The organism is Virgisporangium aurantiacum, from assembly GCF_016863635.1.
GTDB classification, from domain to species: domain Bacteria; phylum Actinomycetota; class Actinomycetes; order Mycobacteriales; family Micromonosporaceae; genus Virgisporangium; species Virgisporangium aurantiacum.
Map to the genome: position 1 here is coordinate 30,174 of NZ_BOPG01000113.1, position 19,609 is coordinate 49,782.

Here is a 19,609-nt window from a genome sequence, read left to right on the forward strand (position 1 = left end):
CGCTAACGCCCGTCGCCGCAACCCGCCCGCGGACCGTCCTCCTCGGCGAGCTTGCGGCCGGCGTACCGGTGCAGCAGCGGCGGGACGGTGATCCGGTCGTCGGCGTGCCGTTCGACCAGGTGTGCGTCCGCGAGATTGTTCAGCAGCGCGTGCGCCGACGCGGCCGGAGCGCCGCTGAGAGCGACCACCGCCGCGGCCGGACAGCCGGCGGCGGGCAGTGCCCCGAGCGCCCGGAACATCCGACGGGCCGGGTCGGGCAGGGCGGCGTACGACACGTCGAAGGCCGACAGGACGCTGAGTTCGTCGGGCCCGGCGAACCTCAGCTCGTCCAGGGGATCCAGGCCGGCGATCCGCGCGACGTACGCCGCGACGCTGTGATGGTGCTCCGCGGCCAGCTTGGCGGCCAGCATCCGCAGCGCGAGCGGTAGATGGCCGCACCAGGTGGCGAGGTCGGCGACGGCCGGATCCGGTTCGAGCTGGCCCGCCGTGAGCAGGAGTTCCGCCGCCTCGGGCGAGGAGAGCGCCGGCAGTTCGATCTGTTCGGCACCCTCGAGCGCGACCAGCCCGTCGAGGCGGCGGCGGCTGGTCACCAGGATCCCGCAGGCACCGCTGCCGGGCAGCAGCGGCCGGACCTGGTCGGCCGTCCGCGCGTCGTCGAGCACGACCAGGACGCGCTGACCGGCGAGCGCGGAGCGGTACATTCCGGCCAGGTCGGGCAGGCGGTCCGGCACCCGGTCCGGCTCGGTCCCGAGCGCGCACAGCATCGACCGCAACGCGTCCTCCGGCGCGACGGGCGGACCGGTGGCGTGTCCCCGGAGATTGACGTAGAGCTGGCCGTCGCGGAACCGGGCGGCGTTCTGCTGCGCCCAGTGGACGGCGAGGGTGGTCTTCCCGACGCCCGGGCCACCGGTGACGACGGCGATCGACGGTGCGGTCGGCCGGGTCCGGGCCAGCGCCGCGCCGAGGGAGCGCAACTCCGCCGCCCGGCCGACGAAGTGCGGCACGTCGGCGGGGAGTTGGGCCGGAGCGGCGCCGGCCGTGCGGCGGCGGTGCCGGAACGGCGGATCGCCGCGCAGGATCGTGATCTGGAGGACCTTGAGCTCCTCGGCCGGCTCCATTCCGAGGTCACCCTTCAGGCGGTGCCGGGTGCGCGCATAGGCGTCGAGTGCGTCCGACGCCCGGCCGGCGTCGTAGAGAGCGTGCATCAGCTGGCCGGCGAAACGCTGGCGGTACGGGTGGCGGGCCACGAGGCCGCTGAGCTCGTCCACCAACTGCCGCCCGCGGCCGAGTTCCAGCTCGGCGTCGAGCCGCTCCTCGACCGCCGCCAACCGGGCCTCGTCGAGACCCCGGCACAGCTCCTCGCGCACGTCCTCGGTGGCCGCGTCCGCCAACGCCGGTCCCCGCCACAGCCGCAGCGCCTCGTGCAGCAGCCGGCTCCGGTCCACGGCGTCCGTGCTGCACCGGGCCCGGTCCAGCAGGTGTCTGAAGACGTGGGCGTCGACCCGCTCCGGTGGGCACGTCAGCAGGTACCCGGGGCCGCGCCGCACCAGCGAAACGTCCGTGGTGGCGCCCGCACCCGTCAGCACGGTGCGCAGCCGGCTGAGGTGCGCCTGCACGGTGCGCCGCGCACTGCCGGGCGGGTGCTCGGGCCACAGCAGGTCGACCAGCCGGTCGATCGAGACGAGTTGATTGCACTCGAGCAGCAGGACCGCCAGGATCAGCCGCTGCTTGCGGCCGCCGAGCGTCATCGACTGGCCGTTCGCGCAGGCCTGGACCGGACCGAGCAACTTGAACTGCATGTGACGCCCCATACCGCAGGTGAGCCGAACCGCTGCCGGCGGACCCAGTGTCACGACCGTCGCTAGACACGCGCTGTACGTCGACTTAACGCGCGTCCTTGCCGATGATCAGCATGGGGTAGTTCGCCAACGGCAGCACGAGGCGCGGCACCAGCCGCTCGGTGATCGACGCGAGTGCCAGGGTCGCCCGTCCCAGGACGTTGTCCGGCACGAGCGCGCGGGTCACCTCGGCCGCGAACAGCGCCCACGTGCCGACCTCCACGGGGATTCCCCGCGTGCCCAGCGCCTTGCACAGCGTCCGGACGCCCACCGGGTGGTACGGCAGCGCCGGGTGTCCCGGCGACCCGTCGGCCGGCTCGTCGGCCGGTCGCCGCCGGTGTGCCAGCCGCAGCGGGAGGGTGTCCAGGCGGGCGTAGACGACCACGGCCCGTCCGCCCGGCGCCAGCACCCGGTGCATCTCCGACACGGCCCGCAACTGCCGCCGGTACGGCAGGTGGTAGACCACGTGCGCGCACAGGATCCGGGCGAACGTGTCGTCGGCGAACGGCAGGCGGCACACGTCCGCCCGCACGTACGTCGAGCGGTCCCCGAGCACGTCGCGTGCGCCGCGCAGCGCCGCACCGGCCACGTCGAGGCAGACACGCGTCGCCGGCGAGTCGGCTCCGGTGGGCGTCGGCGACCCACCACAGCCGATGTCGAGCAGCGCCCCCGTCGGCGGCCGGACCAGTCGGAGCGTCCGGCGGGCGATCCGGGCGCGGTAGCGGCGGGTGACCGGTCGCAGGTCGACGAACGCCTCGGTGTCCCGGTACTGACCCGAGGCGCCGCGTTCCCAGCCCTCCTTCTCGTAGAACTCGCGCAGCGCGTCCCCGGAGCCGGCAGCGGACACGGTGGACTCCTAACGACCGGCGACACTCGGCGACGATGCCCGCAGGTCCTGCGCGATCATGGCCTCGTGCCCGCCGGCGAGGCGCTGATCCAGGATTCTCCGGTTGGCGTCCAGCGCCGGCCCCGCATACGACCGGGGATGCTCGAAGTGCAGGCACCGCAGCGTGCGGGCGGCACGCCACGCGTGCACGAGGCGGGTGACCGTGCCGAGCTTGGCGAACAGGTCGTCGTCTTCGCAGCCCCACCCGACGTACCGGGTGCAGTAACCACCCACCCGGTCGAACTGATCCTTCCGGACGAGCACACCGCCCCAGTGGAACGGGCAACGGAAGACCATCTCCGGGCTGTCGGCCGGGTTCACCAGGTGCGGCGGCGGCTCCGCCCACAGGCTCCGGTCGATCCGGTGGAACCGCTCGCCCGGCACCGGCGTCAGCCGACCGGAACGGTCGCCGGTGACGAGGCACGCGCGTACCGGTCCGGGATCCCGCCACGCCGGTGCCGTGCCGATCTCCGCGTGGTTGACCAGTCGGTACATCCACGGCTGCACGAGAGCGTCGCCGTTGGCGCAGAGGGCCAGGGCACGACGGAGAAAGTCCGCCCCGACGGGCACGATGTCGGCGTCGCCGAGATAGAGCATCGCGGCTCGGGCCACCGACGCGGCCAGGTTGCGCAACGTCCCCGGAGCGGGCGGCCCGCCGGACAGCACCCGGATCCGGTCGTCGCGGGAAAGCTCGACCGCCGTGTCGGCGGCGGTCGCGACGAGCACCTCGCAGCGGACGTCCTGGGCGAGCCAGGCGGCCGCGACGGCGGGCAGGGTGTGGCGCGCCGGATGGTCACCGAACAACGGAAGCACCACGCTCACCGCGGGCACCGATGCGCCTGTCGTCATGTGACCGCCCTCCCGGTTGGCGTCACCGTACAAGCCACCGGCCGGCGTGCACCAGGACCGTGGGGTCCGGCCACAACACGAACGCAGCATTACCGCAACGGCCGCCACGTACCGTCGAGCGGCGACCCCTCACCCGAGAGGACCCACATGCGGCTGATCACCTGGGAGGACGAGGGGCTGTTCCGCACGGTGATGTCGGCGGCCCGACTCGGCCGGGCCGGCGCGCTCATCGAGCACCTCGGCAAGCGGTACGCCGAGGAGTGGGACGACGCGGAAGCGGGCCTCCCGTACGCCCTCGCGATGGTCGCGGCGCTGCAGACCGGCGTGCTGTTCCCGGAGAGCGCCGGGCCCCGCCAGCACGGCACGACCTACGACGAGCTGACCGAGACGCTCGAAGACGTGCTCTACGTCGCACCGGATCACTGGCTCGCCCGGTACTGCCGCATCTTCGTGCGGGTGCTCCTGCCGACCACCGGCGGCCGGGAGGCGAAGTTCGCCCGGGACGAGCACGCGAAGGCGCGCGCGGACGTCGCCGAACTGATCGGCCTCCAGCGGCGGGCACCCTGGCAGCCGTACTTCTCGTGCGCGTACGCCGTCGCGGCCCGGCTGGCGGCCGCGGGCGAGTACGGCGACGCGTCGGCCGGACAGCTCATCGCCGAGGCGTGCGACAAACCCAACGGGCCGATCCCGTTCCGGATGCTCGGCTCCGTCATGTGTCCCTCGTTCATCGCGCTCCACGCGAACCCGGACCTGCCGGAACGGGCCCGGCTCGGCACGCTGATGGCGACCCTGTTCCCGAACGAGCCGGCGGTCACGGCGGCACTGCGCGGACAGCCGGCCCGGTAGAGGTGTCGACGGTCCTCCGAGCGGTCGTGATGGCCCATCCCCGGCGGGCGGCGCTGGCGGCCCGGCTCGCCGACCGGCTCGGCCGGCAGACGTCGGTCGTCTTCGACCCGGAGCCGGACGGGGAGCCGAATCCGTTGCGCTGCGCCGTGCGCGCCTGGCAGCGCTGCCCGCCGGGGTCGACCCACCACCTGGTGGTGCAGGACGACGTCGAGCCGTCGAGCTGGCTGTGGGAGCTGGCGGACGCGGCGGTGGACCGGTTTCCGGACGCGGTGCTCGCGCTGTACGTCAACGCGAACAGCTTCAACGGCGATGCCGCCCGGGTGGCGATGCTGGCCGGACACACGTGGTTGCCGCCGTTCCGGTACGAGTACTTCCCCACGCTCGCCGTCGTGATGCCGTGCCGGACGGCGCACGAGTTCGCCGCGTGGAGCGGCCCGCGCGTCCCGGTGGAACGCGACGACGACCAGGCCCTGGCCCGGTTCCTCCGGAGCCGGCCGGATCCGGCGTTGCTCCGGGTTCCCGCCCTGGTGGAGCACGGCCGGCACGCCAGCCTCGCGGGCTGGGGCCACCAGGGGATCCGTCGGTCGGTGAGCTTCCAGGCGGATCCACCCGGGTCCGACCCGGAGCTCGAACTGGCGGCGCTGCCGGCGCTGCCGCGGTTCGTCGACGGCCGGTCGAGCCTGGTGGTCTTCGGAGACCGGGGCGACCGGCCGCCCCGCGTCCTCCCCGACGACGAGCATCTGTCCTTTGTGGACATGACCCGGTTGGGTGTCCCCCGGCTCGCCACGGTGCTGTTCGCCGGCGTCACGGATCCGGGCGGCCCGCCGACCGGCCGGCTGCGTCTCGTCCGCCAGCTCACCCTCGCGGGGTACAGCCTCGGCCGGGTGCTCGCCGCCGCGGGCGCCGACCCCGTCACGGCGCTGCGTCGAACGGACCGGCGGGATGCCGCCATGCGGTCCTACATCGAGGCCGGGCTGGCCGGCACCGGGTTGCTCGACCGCTGGAGCGGCCAACTCGACGCGCTCGCCGAGGGCGTGTGGACGGCGGTCGCGGCGGGCCTACGCGGGCACCCGTCAACGGATGCCGCGGAACGGCACCCGGACCTCGTGCCCGACGCGCTGCGCCTCCTGTAGCAGGTTCTTGCCCCACAACTCCCACAGGCCGCGCAGCCGGGACGTGATCACGACCAGATCGAACGACTTGTCGGGCAGCCCGGTGCGCAACCCGATCCCGTACCGACCGGTGTGCCCGGGCCGCACGGCGCGGCAGAGGAGGTCCCGGTCGAAGTCCAGCAACGTGTAGACCGAGCCGTCGGCCGCCCACGACGCGGGAACGCTGCCGCCGCAGCCGAACACCGCCACCCGCCGCGGCACGTCGGAGCCGACCGTTTCGAGTTCGCCGAGCACGTCGACGCGGCGGGACCGGCGGGCCCACGACAGCAGCCGGTGGCCGGCGTCCTCGACCATCATGGGGTACCGGGTCAGCAGGATGAACGCGCACAGCTCCACGATCGGCGTCCGGTGCTTGTCGAGGAACAGTTGCATGTTGGCCATCGACGTCACGACGTTGTTCGCATCGCGCCCGTGCGGCAGCTCGACCGACCACGCGTCGCGGGACAGCACGATCGGGATCCCGTGCTCGGTGACGCGGTAGCCGAGCTCGATGTCCTCGGTGCCCCAGGAGTGGAAGTCCTCGTCGAACCCGCCGACCGCCCAGAAGTCCTCGACGCGCATCGAGATGTTGCCCGACCAGAACAGGTACCACGGCGCCGCCATCCTGCCGACGTCGAAGTCGACGAACTCGAACTCGTAGTGGCGCGAGTCGAAGAAGGTCCGGTCGTCGGCGAGGCGCTCCACGATGGTCACCGGATCGAGCCGCATCACCGCGTCGTCGAGTGACCGGCTCTCGCCGAGCGGGGCGTAGCCGTGCACGTACCCCATGACGGCCGCCCGGTCGCGGTGGGCGTCGACGTGTGCGTGGACGTAGTCGGGGTTGGCCAGCGCCCCGTCGTCCAGGAACGCGACGACGGGAGCCGTCGCCAGCCGCGCGCCCGCGTTGCGGGCGGCGCCGGCCCGGAAGCCGAGGTCCTCCTGGAAGTGGTACCGCGTCCGCAGCCGGGTCGCGTACTCCGCGACGACCCCGGCGGTGTCGTCGGAGGACCCGTCGTCGGCGATCACGACCTCGAAGGACTCCACCGGGAACCGTTGCGCGACAAGCGTTTCCAGCGTCCGTCGCAGGAGCGCGGCACGGTTGTAGGTCGGTATGACCACCGAGAGCGCGACCGTCACACGTCCTCCCAGCGGAACAGCCAGGCGGCGACGGCGGTGAGGACGACCGTGAAGCCCAGCAGGATCGCGAGTTCCGGAACCACCTGGCTCACGTGCCCGTCCCGCGCGAGCACGTCCAGCATCCCGATGTTCAGGTGCCGCAACGGCAGCACCTGCGCGATGGTGCGGACCCAGGCCGGCGCGACGTCGAGCTGGAAGAACGAGCCGGACAGGAACGCCATCGGGATGACGATGAGGTTCGCCACCACCGTCGACGTCTCGATGGTCTTCGCCTTCGCGCCGGCGAGCAGGCCGATGGACAGGAACGCGAGCGTCGCGGCGAGCACCAGCGGGATGGACAGCCACCAGTCGCCGGTCAGCCGGAGCCCGAAGAACAGGGCGGCCACCGCGAAGAACACCACGGTCTGCACCAGGGCGAGCCCGAGGCTCACCACCACCCGGGCGCCGATGATGGCCGGCACGCCCACCGGTGTGAACGTCAGCCGCCGCAGGAGTTTGTTCTGCCGCCAGGAGACGAGCGTCGACGCGGCGGTGAACGTGGCGCCGGTCGCGATCGCCCAGCCCAGCAGTCCCGGAGTCAGGTACTGAATGGGCTTGAGCGACGCGTCCGTCACGCTCGAGACGGTCAGCTGGAACTGCGCCGGCTGGCCGGTGGCGGCCAGGTTCGCCGCCTCCACCAACGAGTTCAGGACGCTGCGCACCGTGCCCGCCGAGGCCGGGTCGGCCGCCGACGTGTGCAGAACCACCTCGTCGCCGCGCTGCTCGACCACCGCGGCGGCCGTGCCGTCACGCACCCGGGCGAGCGCGGCGGCCAGATCGTCGGACCGGCCGAGGTCGAGGACCCGGCCGATCCCGGCGCGCCCGTCCGGCGGCAGCGCGTCCAGGACGGGGACCGGGCCGACCTGGATCACCGTGTACCGCGGCGACTGGCCGTTGCCGAACAGTCCACCGACGATGATCAGGAAGATCAGCGGGAACAGGATCGTGAAGAACAGCGACGTGCGGTCGCGCACCGTTCCCCGGAACAGCACCACAGCCATCGTCCCAAAACCGCTCATGGCCGGTACTCCCGCCCGGTCAGGGTGAGGAACACGTCTTCGAGGGTGGCCCCGCGCACGCTCAGGCCGCGCAGCGCGTCGCGGGTCGCGAGGTGGGCCAGAACGGCGGCCGGGTCGGGCGTGGCGATGGTGAGCGACTCGTCGTCCCCGGTGACCACGGCGTCGGGGAACGACCGGACGGCCGCCTCGACGGAGATGGCGCCCGCCTGGACGGTGATGCGATGCGCCGCCGCCAGGTCCCGCACGAGTGCCGCCGGCGCGCCGCAGCGGAGGATGCGGCCATTGTCCATGATGGACACCCGATCGCAGAGCACCTCCGCCTCGTCCATGAAGTGGGTGGTCAGCACGACCGTGCGACCCTCCGCGTTGATCTTCCGCAGCAGGTCCCACAGGTTGCGCCGGGCCTGCGGATCGAGGCCCGAGGTCGGCTCGTCGAGGAAGACGACCTCCGGATCGTGGACGAGCGCGCACGCGATCGCCAGCCGCTGCGCCTGCCCGCCCGACAGCGCGCTGGCGCGGGCGCGCGCCTTGCCCGTCAGGCCGAACGCCTCCAGCATCTCGTCGGCCCGCCGGACCGGCACCCGGTACAGGGCCGCGAAGGCGCGTATCTGCTCGGCCGTGGTGAGCCGCTCGAAGAGCGCGGTCGTCTGCAACTGCACGCCGATCCGCGACCGCAGCGCCGCGTTGCGGGGCCACGGCGGGACGCCGAGGACGCGCACCGTGCCGGAGTCGGGCCGGCGCAGGCCCTCCACGATCTCGAGGGTCGTCGTCTTGCCCGCGCCGTTCGGGCCGAGGATCCCGAAGAACTCCCCGGTGCCCACCTCGAACGACAGGCCGTCGACCGCGACCGTGGTGCGGTAGCGCTTGCGGATGTCGTCGACCACGATCGCGGAGGTCATGCCGCTACCTCTCGCATCACCTTGGTGAACGCCGCGGCGTAGTGGGCCATCAGGCGCCCGTCGTTGGGTGGGGTGAGGCCCAACGGCTGGACGATGTGGTCCCGGGCCCGGCACGCCTCGGGAAAGTCCGCGGCGTCGTACGTGCGCGCCGGGCCGGCGTGGCCGCACGTCCACGGGCAGCCGCGGCCGTATCCGCGCCGCCGCTGGAACAATCGCATGCCGGGCAGGACGAAGTCCGGACGCCCCAACGGGACGCCCTCCGCGGCCAGGGCCGCCCGGATCGTCGGCACCCGCTCCCCCGGCACGTCGAGACGGATCGGGTACCGGTAGTAGGCGTGCCGTCGTCCGGCCGGCTCGTGCGGCAGGACGAGGCGCGGCACGTCGGACAGCGACGCGGTGAGCGCGGCCGCGTTCGCGCGGGTCGCCTCGATCGTCTCGGCGAGGCGGCCGAGTTGGGACCGGGCGAACGCGGCGGTGAGCTCCGGCATCCGGTACATCCATCCCATGGCGTCGGCGTCGAAGTCGCGCGGACCGCCGGGATCGCGGGTCTCGCCGAACTGTTGGACGCGGGCGGCGGCCTGCCACACATCCTTGTCCCGGGTGACGAACAGCCCGCCTTCGCCGGCGCTGAGCAGCTTGCCGCCGTTGAGGCTGAACGCGGCGGCGGTGCCGAACGTGCCGACCCTGCGGCCGTCGAACTCGGCACCGTGCGCCTGGCAGCAGTCCTCGATGACCGGCAGCCCGTGCCGGGCGGCGACCGCCAGCACGGCGTCCATGTCGGCGGCGAGCCCGTGCAGGTGGACGACGAGGATCGCCCGGGTGCGTCCGGTGATGGCCGCCTCGATCGCGGCCGGGTCGATGGTGTACGTGGTCGGCTCGATGTCGACGAAGACGGGGATCGCGTTGTGGTGCAGGACGCACGTCGCGGACGAGGTCCACGAGTACGCGGTCGTGACGACCTCGTCGCCCGGTTGGACACCCACCGCCGCGACGGCCATGTGCAGGGCGGCGGTGCCGCTGTTGGTGGCGAGGCAGTAGCGGGCGCGGACGAAGTGCGACCATTCCCGTTGCAGGGCCGTCGTCTCCGGCGCGTCGACCCCCCACATCACGCCCCGGTCGAGTACCCGCAGCACCGCGTCCCGGTCGACGGGCAGGATCCTGGGCCAGGGTGCGACGGCACCGGGCGGAACCGCCGGCGCACCGCCGTGCAGCGCGAGCCGCGTCCCGGTGACGGTCATTCCCCGTCCTCCAGCCGCTCCAGCAGCCGGACGAGGGCGGCCAGCTCCGCCCGCAGACCCGCCATGAGCCGCTCCAGCGCGCCGATGTGCACGGCGGTGCCGAGCCGGGCCGTCTCGTCCACCGAAACGCCGCAGTAGGCCAGCAGGCCTTCGAGGATCCGCAGATACGGCGCGAGATTCGGCGGGACGGCGAGGTCGCCGCCGGCCCACGCGGCGAGTTCGGCCCGCAGCGCGGCGAGCTCTCTCATGGCGCCGGCGTAGTCGGTGCCGACGATGCTGCGGAAGCCGACGTCGGCCAGCGGCTTCAGCTCCTCGGACAGGTGACGCATCGACAGCAGGTGCGCGCGGACGCTCGCCTCGGCCTTGTCCGCCTGCCGGCTCGCGGCCGCCACCAACTCGGCGTCCACGACGTTGCGCGCCTGAGCGGCGCGCGGGGCGGGCTCGTCGCCATGCGCGGTGTCGTCCTCCGCGACCATCCGCACCAGCCGGCGCCGGTAGATCGGCACCTCCCGGCCGGCCCCGTCGGCATAGACGCCCACGATGACCTCGGTGAACTCGCCGGCCAGGAGGTCGCCGGTGTCCTGGGCGAGCTGGATCGTTCCCCAGTACGACGATCGCCCCCGCTGCAGCGTGGCGCCGGCCCGGGTGGTGAGCTCGCAGTCGAGGCAGTCGAAGCCGTACGCGGCGGCGGGCTTCCCGTTGCGCAGGCTGTACCCCAGCTTGACCGCGTGCATCTGGTTGTTGCGGAAGACCGCGTTGGTGGCCGGGTCGGAGAAGTGCAACATGCCGCCGGTGCCGGAGTGCCGGTCGAGGTTCACCCGCACGCCCGTGCGGTCCAGCGCCGACGTGGTGCCCAGATGGGTGCACAGGACCTCGAACAGCAGGACGTCCCACGTCAGCATCAGCAGCAGGTCGACGGCCGGTGACTTGGGCAGGTCCGGATACCGGATGTTGGTCATTCCCCAGCCGGCACCGTCGCCCTCGACGAGGTCGCCGCTGACGTCGCTGTGCGGCAGGATCATCGTGAACGACTGCCCGCGGGCGAACGTCCAGTCCCGCCACGGCACGGTGTCGGGTTCCGGTCCGGTGGCGGCGGTGCGGACGCCGACGTCGAGCCAGGTGTACCGGGCCCGGGCGAGCGTCGGCGCGGCGGCGGGATGCACGCTCCGGGTGAGCGTGCTGCGCACGTCCTGCCACTTGTAGGGGGTTCCGCGCGGGGTCATGAAGTCGTTGTGCATCGTTGCGGTGAACCGGCACGGGACGTTCGGGTCGATGGTCCGTCGCCCGATCGCGTGCGGCGTTCCGAGCGCCGCGAACGTGTCCATCATCGGTTGGCCACCTCCACCTCGAGGACGTCGCCGGCCGGGGGCATCCGGCCGAGCCGGTCGCGGAAGTCCATCTGACGGCTGTGGAGCACAGTCCGGATGCTCGCGTCGTCAAGCAGGCCGTGCTGTGTCCGCAGCACCTCGTCCCGGTCGAAGACGTTCGCGGTGACGAAGCAGTCGGTGTACGGGTTGTCGCGCAGCACGGGGGTGAGGAAGCCGTACCAGCCCCACGGGCAGACCCGGAACGGGTACGCGGCCGTCAGGCCCGGCGCCGCGTCGACGAGCCAGCCGTGCCCCGCGCGGTCCCGGCCGTCCGGGCCGAGATAGAGCGTGCGGTCGTTCTGGAGCAGCAGCGACGGGACGCCCGCGAGCACGGCGTGCGAGAGCGTCACCGACGCCGCGTTCGTGGTGACGTACAGGTCCGCGCCGACGAGCTGTTCGTAGAACGACGTGGGCGGAAGCGTCGGCAGGTGCCGGTACTCGATCTGCTCGGCGATCGGGAACCGCCAGGGCACCGGGCCGACGTGCACCACCGTCAGCGGCCGGCGCAGCGCCGCCAGGTGGCTGTGCAGCACCCGCGGCATCGCGTCGATGAGCTGCGCCATGCCGGACGCTCCGGACCGCTTGTTGACGTCGACGTACTCCCACCGCGAGTTGGCGAGGAACACCGTCGGCCGGCGCACACGGCCCGACCCGTTCGTCCGGCGGTCCGGTGGGTCCAGGCCGCCGTCGTGCGGCCCGCCGCCGGCCAGCGCGACGTGCACGACGCCCCCGGAACCGCCCGATCCACCCACGGCCGGGCGGTTCAGCGGGCAGTTGCGGATCAACAGGTCGCACGACTCCAAGAGGGGTGGGAACCGCTTGAGGTGGTGGCCGTAGAAGTCGACCACGTAGTCGGCGGCCCGCCAGTCGTACTGGTCGAAGCTGGCCAGCGGCAGGCCGTACCGCTCGCGCAGGATGCGCACGTTCAGGCCGGACCAGCCGACCGAGTAGTTCAGCGTGAACGCGTCCGCGGCGACGAGCATGGTCGGCCGGAAGCTCGCCACCACGCCGTCGACGATGTCGAGGTTGGCCGCGGTCGACCGGCCGTCCAGCGCGATCGCCGGGATGCCGAGATCGCGCAACTGCGGCACCACGTCGGCGGTGGCGAGGAAGGCGATCGTGTACGTCGACCGGGGCAGCCGGCGGGCGGCGTCCGCGGCGATCGTCACGTCTCCGCGCGACAGGTGACCGAGGCCGAGGAACAACAGCTTGATCACGCGTGCACCTCCGCGGAGATCCCGTCGAGGATGGTCGGCACGTCCGGAAGGTCGGCGAGCGCGGCCAGGTAGCGCTCCCGGGCGGCGGCCAGCCGGTCGCGTTCCGGCCCGGCGTCGAGCAGGGACCGGATGACGGCCAGGCCCGCCACGTCGTCGAAGATCTCGACGTGCCGGATGACGTCGGTGAACGGGTTGCCGTCGACCAGCGAGTGCAGGAAGTGGAACCAGCCGACCGGGAACATCCGGAACGCGTACAGGTGCCCGACGTCCCGGATCGCGTCGGTGGCGGTGCCGCTCAACGCGACCTCACCGGTCAGCAGCGACCGCGGCCGGTCGCCGCCGACCAGCGAGCTGAACAACGCCACCGACGGGATGCCGGCCAGCGCCAGCCGGTGCAGGCTGACCGAGATGAGGTTGTTCGAGATGTGCAGGTCGACGGCGGCGGCGAGGCGCCGGAACTCCATCGGGCTCAGCGACCCGGTGGTGTGGAAGCCCGGTGGCGCACCGTCGTGGAAGACCAGCGGCGAACCGACCGACACGACGTCGGCGTGGTCGAGCAGCCCGCGCAGCAGCCATTCGAGCATCGTCGTGCTGGCCCGGACGAAGTTCTCGACGATCGGGTACGCGACGTGCATGCGTTGCCAGGTCGCCCCGGTGAGCAGGATCAACGGGTTCCCCGGCCGCACGCCGAGGTCGGCGCGCACCTGCCGGGCGGCGTCCGGGCCACCGATGGCCGGCCCGGCCGGGTCGATCAACGGGTACGCGAACGCGTCGACGTCGGTGACCAGCGGGTTGTTCAGCGGACACGGCCGCAGCCGGAACGACAGGCCGTCGACCGCCACCTCGTTCTGGTAGGCGGCGCGGAAGCCGTACGTGTCGAGGAACGAACCCGGCCGCCCCCAACTGAAGTTGTCGAACGTGCCGATCGGGCACTCGAAGACGGTCAGGTCGTCGCGGGTCAACCCGTAGTGGCGGTCGCAGAAGTCGTAGTTGAGAAAGTCGGCGAGCACGACCGCGACGGGCCGGTGCACGTGCTGGATGTCCTGGAGCTGAAGCCGGTTGACCTTTCCCGCGCCGGGGATCAGCACCTGGTACGGCAGGCCGGTGCCGCCGATCAGCGCGCGGTGCGAGGGCGGTATCAGGAACAGCGGCTGGAAGCCCGAGCCGCGCATGCGGCCGGCGAACTCGGTGGCGATTGTCAACTCGCCGTGCGCCCAGAAGCTGGTCACGATGAACAGCACCACGCGGCGACGGCCCACCGGGCTCACCGCACCGACTGGGCGAGGGCGGCGGTCACGGCCGCCTGGTCCGGGAACATCGCGGCCATCAGGGCGCCGACGACCGGCCGCTGGCCCACACCGACCGACGAGTACAGCGCGAGCAACGGCTCGCAGAGCATCGAGCCGAGGGCCTTGAACCGCACCGGTGCCGGCGGTTGCCGGCCGGCCAGTTCCAGGAACCGCGCCACCGCGGGCCAGTCGTCGCTCATGCTCGCCACGTACGCCTGCTGCACGTGCGTGCACGCGAAGTACGGCTCCCACGGCTCGGCCGCCTGCCGGTCGGCGAGGTCGTCGAGATCCTCCCGGGCCATCGTCCGCTCGTGCTCGACGAACATCGTGTACGCGCTGAACCCGGTGGGTACGAGGGCACGCAGCCGGGCCCGGCAGTAGCGGGCGGGCCAGTGGTCCGGCGCGGCGGACAGCACGTCGCCGAGCGCCTCCATCGCGGCGTTGTAGCTGCGGTGACCCTCCACATCGGACCGTACGGTGTGGAGGGTGGCCATGACGGCGAGCGTGTAGCGGAAGCTCACCTCCGGGTCGTCCCAGTCCGTCTGGTACCGCTCGTTCAACTGGTCCACGATGCGGTTCGCGCGTCCGAGCCGCAGCGCGACCCGGACCGCCTCGTACAACTCGTCGTCGGCCCTCGTGATCAGGCGCACGTCTGCTCCCCGTCGGGCACCGTGACCACCGGTTGGAACTCGTCCCAGCCGACGAGTTCGGCGTACTCCTTGTAGACCCCGCCGCACTTCGCGTTGTGCGCGCAGCCCCGGCAACGCGCGTCCTTGACCCGGGTGAACGCGTCCATGTAGTGCTCGTAGTCGTCCAGGACGAACGTCCGGTAGAGCATCTTGAACTGGTTCGTCTCCCAGTCGATCATGTACCGCTCGTAGCCGGGTACCGAGCAGTACGGGAAGCCCTCCAGGGTGACCGTCGTGTTCCGGGCCACCGCGCGGTCCACCGCCTCCAGCACGTACGGCTGGATCTCGTCGTAGCGCGGCGTCACGTCCCAGAAGTTGCGCAGCGCGGTGCCCGACGTGTGCAGGGCGGAGATGTTGATGTGGTCCGCCCCGTGGGTGACGCAGAGGTCGACGATGTCCGGCATCTCGGTGTAGTTGTCCTTGCTGACAACCGAGTTCGTCCGCACCTTCTGCCCGAGGAGCTTGATGTTGCGGATGCCCTTGACCGCCTGGTCGAAGCTGCCGCGGGCCAGGCTGATCCGGTCCTGCGTCTGCGCGGTGGCTCCGTGCATCGAGACGATGAACAGCGTGACGTTGCGCGCGACCACCTCCTCGGCGAACTTCATCAGCGCCAGCTTGCGGCCGTTCGTCTGCAGGTAGACCGTCGGGTAGCCGAGCTCCTTGATCTCGTCCAGGATCTCCAGGAAGTCCTTGCGGATCGTCGCCTCGCCGCCGTGCAGGTTCACCGCTTCGTAGCCCTGGCCGGCGTTCTCCCGCAGGAACCGCGACACCCGCGCGCGGACGATCGTGTCGGCGCTCATGTGCGGCGAGTCCACGATGCAGAAGTTGCATTTGCTGTTGCAGACGTCGGTGAGGTGCACGCTGAGGGCCTTCACTGGTTCGCCTCCAGATCGGAGTCGGCCAGCTCGTAACTGCGTTCGAGTTCGGCGAGACCGTCCGGTGTGTACACCGCGGAGTCGACCGTGAAGTACTCGTCCAGGTTCGCCGGCGTGAGCTTGTCCAGATCGGACTCGTCCAGGCTCCGCAGCAGCATCACCTGCACCTCGCTCAGCTCGTACCCGGACAGCGCGGAGTCGGGGTCGTCCAGCAGTTGTCTGCGGAACGTGTCGTCGTTGATCGACCGCTCGAGTACATCCTTGACCGGGCTGCGCCCGGCGGACTCGTCTGTTTCCACGCTCGTCCTCCTGACTGGTCATGAGCTTGCGTGTGTCGCCGCGACGGACGCGGCGCCGAGCCCGGCGACGAGGGACGCCGCTGTCCGCGCCGGTGCCGCGGCGCGCAGTTCGGCCATCACCCGCGCCGCGTTGCGCCGGTAGGTGGCGTCGCCGCAGACCGTCTCGACCGCGGCACGGAAGTCGGCCGGGCCGGCGGTGAGCGGGTCCACCGCGATGCCGAGACCGAGTTCCTGGCAGCGGTTCGCGACGTACGGCTGGTCGATCGCCGTCGGCACGACGACGAGGGGAACGCCGCGCACGAGCGCCCGGGACACCATTCCCCAGCCGCCGTGTGATGCCACGGCGGTGCACCGCGCGACGAGCGCGTCGAACTCCTCCGGCGGAATCAGGCCGGTGAAGCGCGTTCCGGCCGGCGGCGGGCCGAGCGTGTCGGCATCCAGTCCGGGTGGGACGATCACCACCGCGTCGACGTCCATTCCGCGCAGGGCGCGCGCGACGATGCGGAAGTACCGTTGCTGGCGGCGGGCTCCGTCGCCGAGTCGCTGCCAGATGTTCGACCCGGCCGCCACCACGATGCTCGGCCGCGCCGGGCCGCCGGTGCCTCCGGCCGTGTCGCCCGTAGTGACACCCGCCGTCACGCCGGCCGGCACCAGCGGGCCGACCAGGCGCACCTGGGCTGGTAGGCGGGCCACCGCCGTCGGCCCGGCGAACGACGGCGTCACCGGGATCAGGTGCAGGTACGGCGAAACGCGGCCGAGCAGGTTGCCGCCGGGCTCGGCGTCGAGGCCCAGTTCGGCGAGCGTCGACGCCGCGTCGAAGTGCGGCGCCACCACCGGATCGATGAACATCGTGTACGAGTCGACCGCCGGCACCGGGCTGCACGCGATCGACGCCCACGGCAGACCCATGCGTTGCGCCGCAAGGCCGGCCCCCGGCATGAACACGTCGCCGACCACGATCGTCGCGCCCGTAGCGGTGAGTGCCTCCTCCACGTCGAGCGTCATGTCCACGATGGAGCCGAGGGCGAGGTGCCGGAAGATCGCACCGGTGTCACCCGACGCCAGGAGCCCCGGCGGGAGCGGAGCGTCGGCGCGCCACCGCCGCGGGGCCACGGTCGTCAGGCCGTACCGGGTGAACTCCCCGGCCCGGTGCGGCTCGGCGAGGACGGTGACGCCGATACCACGCGCGCGCAGTGCCACGCCGAGAACGGCCATCGGATTCGTGTGCCCCGCCAGCCCGTACGGGACCAGCAAAATGTCGCTCTCCACTGGCGCTCCGCTGCGAGATGCTGCCGATTGGAAGTGCGAACGATACCCGCTGCCGAACGCCGTGCCAGTCCGGTTCGCGGCCACCGCAACAGCACCGCAGCAAAAGCACAACAACGACCGCCTACGGTTCTCGTACGTGTCTCGTACGTGTCGAGGCGTGGTCCGGCTGGAGGCCGAATGGGACGGGTGTTCGGGGTGGTGCCGGCGGCCGGTGTCGGGTCCCGGCTGTCGCCCTACCGCGCGCCGAAGGAACTCATCCAGGTCGGCTACCGCCGGGCCGCGCCGGACGACGCGACACGGCTGCTGCCGATGGCCGCCGTCGAGCACGTCCTCTACGGAATGCGGACCGGCGGTGTGCACAACGTTCTGCTGACGCTGTCGCCGGCGAAGTGGGACATCTTCCGGTATCTCGGCGACGGCCGGGAGATCGGCCTGGAACTGGCCTACCTCTGCCAGGACGAGCCGCTCGGCATGCCGCACGCGCTCGATCTGGCCCGACCGTTCGTCGCGGACCACACCGTGTGCATGGGCATGCCCGACACCATCGTGGCCCCGCGCGACTGTTTCGCTCAACTGCTGGAGTTCCACGGGACCCACCGCGCCGACCTCAGCCTCGGTGTGTTTCCGACCGACGAGCCCCAGGCCCTCGCGCCGGTGCTGATCGAACCCGGTGGCCACCGCGTCATCGCCGTCGTCGACAAGCCCGCGGTGCCGCCGGCCGCGAACACGTGGGGAATCGCGTGCTGGTCACCGGCGTTCACCGAGCTGCTGCACGAGTTCGTCCGTGGTGCCGCGGACACCCGCGAGCAGCTCCTCAGCGACGTGTTCGTCGCCGCGATGACCGCCGGGCTCCGCGTGCACGGTCTAGCCTTCGGCGACGGCGCCTACCACGACATCGGCACGGCGACCGGTGTGCTCCGTGCCCGGGCCCGGTTCGAGGCGCAGGAACGCATTCCGGCCGCGCTCTGAGGCGGGGACCCGTTGATACACCTCGTGGCCGTGGTGGGTGGTGGCGACAGCCTCCTGCTCTCACACTTCGTCGACCACTACCGCGGCCTCGGCGTCGAGTCGTTCTTTCTGATCCGGCACGCCGAAACCACCGCGGAGCCGGCCTACGAGGAGATCGCGTCCCACGCCCGCGCGGCCGGGGTGTCGTTGTACCGCACGCATGTCGGCCCGTGGAACGACAATCTGCACGGTCGCCTGATGAGTGCCGCGATGGCCGAACACCCCGACGACTGGTACGTCCTCGCCGATCTGGACGAGTTCCACCTCTACGACCGCCCGTTGCGCGAGCTCGTCGGCCTCTGCGAACGGATGGGCAAGGACCATGTCTGCGGCTGCTACGTGGACCGCATCGGCCCCGGCGGCACCCTGCCGCCGGTGCGCACCGGAGCGCTGTGGCCGCAGTTCCCGTTGGGCGGCGCCGTCACGTCCCGGCTGCTGTGCGCGCCGAGCGTGAAGGTGGGGCTGGCGCTCGGCCGGCGCGGAACAGGGGGTGGCCACCACGGTGTTCCCGGCCGCACCGGCATGCCCGGCCGGCGAAGCTACATCCAGGTGCACCACTTCAAGTGGACGGCCAGCCTTCCGGCCCGCATGCGGCGACGCATGCAACGCTACGAGAACGGCGACTGGGAGCTGGTGTACCCGTCGGTGCTCGACGAGGCCAAACGGGTCCTGCGGTTCCTGCGCCGGCAGGGCGGCCGGATCGACGTCGCCGACCGGCGGCTGCTCGTCGACGAATGCGGGCCCGGCTACGACGCGTACCGGCCGTGGCCGAAGGTCGTCCGCGACGCCCGTCGGTGGAACGTCATCTTCAGGTGAGGTCGGCGGTCACGCCGGATCGCTGTAGTAGTTCCAGAGGTCGGCGTACGGGATCGGCCGGTTCTCCTGCCTGGCCCGTTGCCATTCGCCGGCCCAGTGCACCATGAGGGTCGGCGACTGCGGCCGTACCACCCGCCCGGCCCGCACGACATACGACGGGTCACCGGCCCACCGTTCCATCGGAATGTTCCATGCGCCGCTGTCGGTCGCGATGGTGTGGAGGCTGGTGTACGGTCGGCCGGACGTGACGATCAGGTAGTTCAGCAAAGGCTGCTCGCAACACAGAAGCTCCATGTGGTCGGCCAACGCCAGTGCCGCGGGCAGCCGGGTGTCGACGTCGGCGGGAGCCAGGCACCCGCGGCGCGAGGCGACGAAACCGGTGCTCGCGGCGTACGCGATCTGGTCGTCCGCCAGGGCGCCCGTGCCGTGGATCGTGTCTTTCCAGACCCACCTCCGCGTCTCGGGCACGTGCGAGAACGAGGTGACGAAGTCGTTCCCGCGGAGGTGGTCGAAGACGAACCCCACGTTGGCCAGAACCACGGTGTCACAGTCGATGTAGACGAACTCGTCGAAGGGCCCGTCCCACAGCGCCAGCTTGCGGTACTGCCCGACCCGCCGACCGTGGAACATGCGACTGATGTCGTCACACCAGCGCAGCCGGTCGCCGTCGGGCCAGATCGTGAAGCCGTACCGGTCGGCGAGCCGGCTCAGGTCGTCGATGTCGTCGCCGTACGGAATCAGACACAACGGCAACGACCGGTTGTAGACCCGGAAGCTGTTCAGAAACGTCGTCGCGAGGTTCAGGATGCCGTCGTTCGCCAGGAAATACGCGCCTCGTTCAGCCACCTGATCCTCCTGCCAGAGGCAAACCGGCCAGC

The 19,609-nt window shown here is 71.8% G+C and carries 19 protein-coding genes; 4 read left to right on the forward strand and 15 right to left on the reverse strand.

The features are described 5' to 3' along the window. Window positions 1–2: 2 nt before the first annotated feature. From Vau01_RS58935 to Vau01_RS58945, 3 genes are all read right to left on the reverse strand, one after another. Entirely contained in the window at window positions 3–1,799 is a 1,797-nt protein-coding gene (locus Vau01_RS58935; RefSeq protein ID WP_204012542.1) for an AfsR/SARP family transcriptional regulator, read from the reverse strand. Window positions 1,800–1,884: 85 nt separating this feature from the next. Next, window positions 1,885–2,685, reverse strand: coding sequence for a class I SAM-dependent methyltransferase (locus Vau01_RS58940; RefSeq protein WP_204012544.1), 801 nt, complete (start codon window positions 2,683–2,685; stop codon window positions 1,885–1,887). Between the two features lie 9 nt (window positions 2,686–2,694). Next, window positions 2,695–3,573 carry a galactosyltransferase-related protein gene (locus Vau01_RS58945; RefSeq protein WP_204012546.1) on the reverse strand — a complete coding sequence of 293 codons (879 nt, stop codon included), beginning with the start codon at window positions 3,571–3,573 and terminating at the stop codon, window positions 2,695–2,697. Window positions 3,574–3,720: 147 nt separating this feature from the next. On the opposite strand from Vau01_RS58945, the gene Vau01_RS58950 reads away from it, so the two are divergent. Together Vau01_RS58950 and Vau01_RS58955 are read left to right on the forward strand one after the other, a co-directional pair. Next, window positions 3,721–4,419 carry a hypothetical protein gene (locus Vau01_RS58950; RefSeq protein WP_204012548.1) on the forward strand — a complete coding sequence of 233 codons (699 nt, stop codon included), beginning with the start codon at window positions 3,721–3,723 and terminating at the stop codon, window positions 4,417–4,419. A 29-nt stretch (window positions 4,420–4,448) separates the two neighbouring features. Next, on the forward strand, window positions 4,449–5,552 hold the full coding sequence (locus tag Vau01_RS58955) for a hypothetical protein (RefSeq protein WP_204012551.1): 1,104 nt from the start codon (window positions 4,449–4,451) through the stop codon (window positions 5,550–5,552). Here the strand turns inward: Vau01_RS58955 and Vau01_RS58960 are convergent. Genes Vau01_RS58960 through Vau01_RS59010 form a run of 11 tightly spaced genes read right to left on the reverse strand, consistent with a single transcriptional unit; the run spans window position 5,493 to window position 16,907 of the window. Next, window positions 5,493–6,707: a glycosyltransferase gene (locus tag Vau01_RS58960; protein ID WP_204012554.1), complete on the reverse strand. Its 1,215-nt coding sequence runs from the start codon at window positions 6,705–6,707 to the stop codon at window positions 5,493–5,495. The two genes, Vau01_RS58955 and Vau01_RS58960, sit on opposite strands and share 60 nt — an antisense overlap. After that, window positions 6,704–7,765 carry an ABC transporter permease gene (locus tag Vau01_RS58965; protein ID WP_204012556.1) on the reverse strand — a complete coding sequence of 354 codons (1,062 nt, stop codon included), beginning with the start codon at window positions 7,763–7,765 and terminating at the stop codon, window positions 6,704–6,706. Before Vau01_RS58965 ends, Vau01_RS58960 begins: the two co-directional genes overlap by 4 nt. Beyond that, window positions 7,762–8,664 carry an ABC transporter ATP-binding protein gene (locus Vau01_RS58970; protein WP_204012558.1) on the reverse strand — a complete coding sequence of 301 codons (903 nt, stop codon included), beginning with the start codon at window positions 8,662–8,664 and terminating at the stop codon, window positions 7,762–7,764. Before Vau01_RS58970 ends, Vau01_RS58965 begins: the two co-directional genes overlap by 4 nt. Then, window positions 8,661–9,902 carry a DegT/DnrJ/EryC1/StrS family aminotransferase gene (locus Vau01_RS58975; RefSeq protein WP_204012560.1) on the reverse strand — a complete coding sequence of 414 codons (1,242 nt, stop codon included), beginning with the start codon at window positions 9,900–9,902 and terminating at the stop codon, window positions 8,661–8,663. Before Vau01_RS58975 ends, Vau01_RS58970 begins: the two co-directional genes overlap by 4 nt. Continuing rightward, window positions 9,899–11,230, reverse strand: coding sequence for a hypothetical protein (locus tag Vau01_RS58980; RefSeq protein ID WP_204012562.1), 1,332 nt, complete (start codon window positions 11,228–11,230; stop codon window positions 9,899–9,901). The genes Vau01_RS58975 and Vau01_RS58980 overlap by 4 nt, the downstream gene beginning before the upstream one ends. After that, a complete protein-coding gene (locus tag Vau01_RS58985) occupies window positions 11,227–12,486 on the reverse strand; it encodes a DUF6365 family protein (RefSeq protein ID WP_204012564.1) in 1,260 nt (419 codons plus the stop codon). The genes Vau01_RS58980 and Vau01_RS58985 overlap by 4 nt, the downstream gene beginning before the upstream one ends. Then, window positions 12,483–13,745: a DUF6365 family protein gene (locus Vau01_RS58990; RefSeq protein WP_204012566.1), complete on the reverse strand. Its 1,263-nt coding sequence runs from the start codon at window positions 13,743–13,745 to the stop codon at window positions 12,483–12,485. The genes Vau01_RS58985 and Vau01_RS58990 overlap by 4 nt, the downstream gene beginning before the upstream one ends. A 5-nt stretch (window positions 13,746–13,750) precedes the next feature. Continuing rightward, window positions 13,751–14,425 carry a hypothetical protein gene (locus Vau01_RS58995; protein WP_204012568.1) on the reverse strand — a complete coding sequence of 225 codons (675 nt, stop codon included), beginning with the start codon at window positions 14,423–14,425 and terminating at the stop codon, window positions 13,751–13,753. Beyond that, window positions 14,416–15,339 carry a radical SAM protein gene (locus Vau01_RS59000; protein WP_204012582.1) on the reverse strand — a complete coding sequence of 308 codons (924 nt, stop codon included), beginning with the start codon at window positions 15,337–15,339 and terminating at the stop codon, window positions 14,416–14,418. The genes Vau01_RS58995 and Vau01_RS59000 overlap by 10 nt, the downstream gene beginning before the upstream one ends. Beyond that, entirely contained in the window at window positions 15,336–15,638 is a 303-nt protein-coding gene (locus Vau01_RS59005) for an Os1348 family NHLP clan protein (protein WP_204012585.1), read from the reverse strand. Before Vau01_RS59005 ends, Vau01_RS59000 begins: the two co-directional genes overlap by 4 nt. 18 nt (window positions 15,639–15,656) lie before the next feature. Further along, on the reverse strand, window positions 15,657–16,907 hold the full coding sequence (locus Vau01_RS59010) for a glycosyltransferase (RefSeq protein WP_204012587.1): 1,251 nt from the start codon (window positions 16,905–16,907) through the stop codon (window positions 15,657–15,659). 177 nt (window positions 16,908–17,084) lie between these two features. Here Vau01_RS59010 and Vau01_RS59015 point away from each other — a divergent pair, with 177 nt between their 5' ends. Both Vau01_RS59015 and Vau01_RS59020 read left to right on the forward strand, forming a co-directional pair. Continuing rightward, window positions 17,085–17,876, forward strand: coding sequence for a nucleotidyltransferase family protein (locus tag Vau01_RS59015; protein WP_204012590.1), 792 nt, complete (start codon window positions 17,085–17,087; stop codon window positions 17,874–17,876). A gap of 12 nt (window positions 17,877–17,888) precedes the next feature. Beyond that, the gene (locus tag Vau01_RS59020; protein ID WP_204012593.1) at window positions 17,889–18,731 is read left to right on the forward strand and encodes a glycosyltransferase family protein; all 843 of its coding nucleotides are present in this window, start codon (window positions 17,889–17,891) and stop codon (window positions 18,729–18,731) included. Between the two features lie 9 nt (window positions 18,732–18,740). Here the strand turns inward: Vau01_RS59020 and Vau01_RS59025 are convergent, their stop codons facing one another. Further along, on the reverse strand, window positions 18,741–19,577 hold the full coding sequence (locus Vau01_RS59025) for a glycosyltransferase family protein (protein ID WP_204012596.1): 837 nt from the start codon (window positions 19,575–19,577) through the stop codon (window positions 18,741–18,743). Window positions 19,578–19,609: the final 32 nt, after the last annotated feature.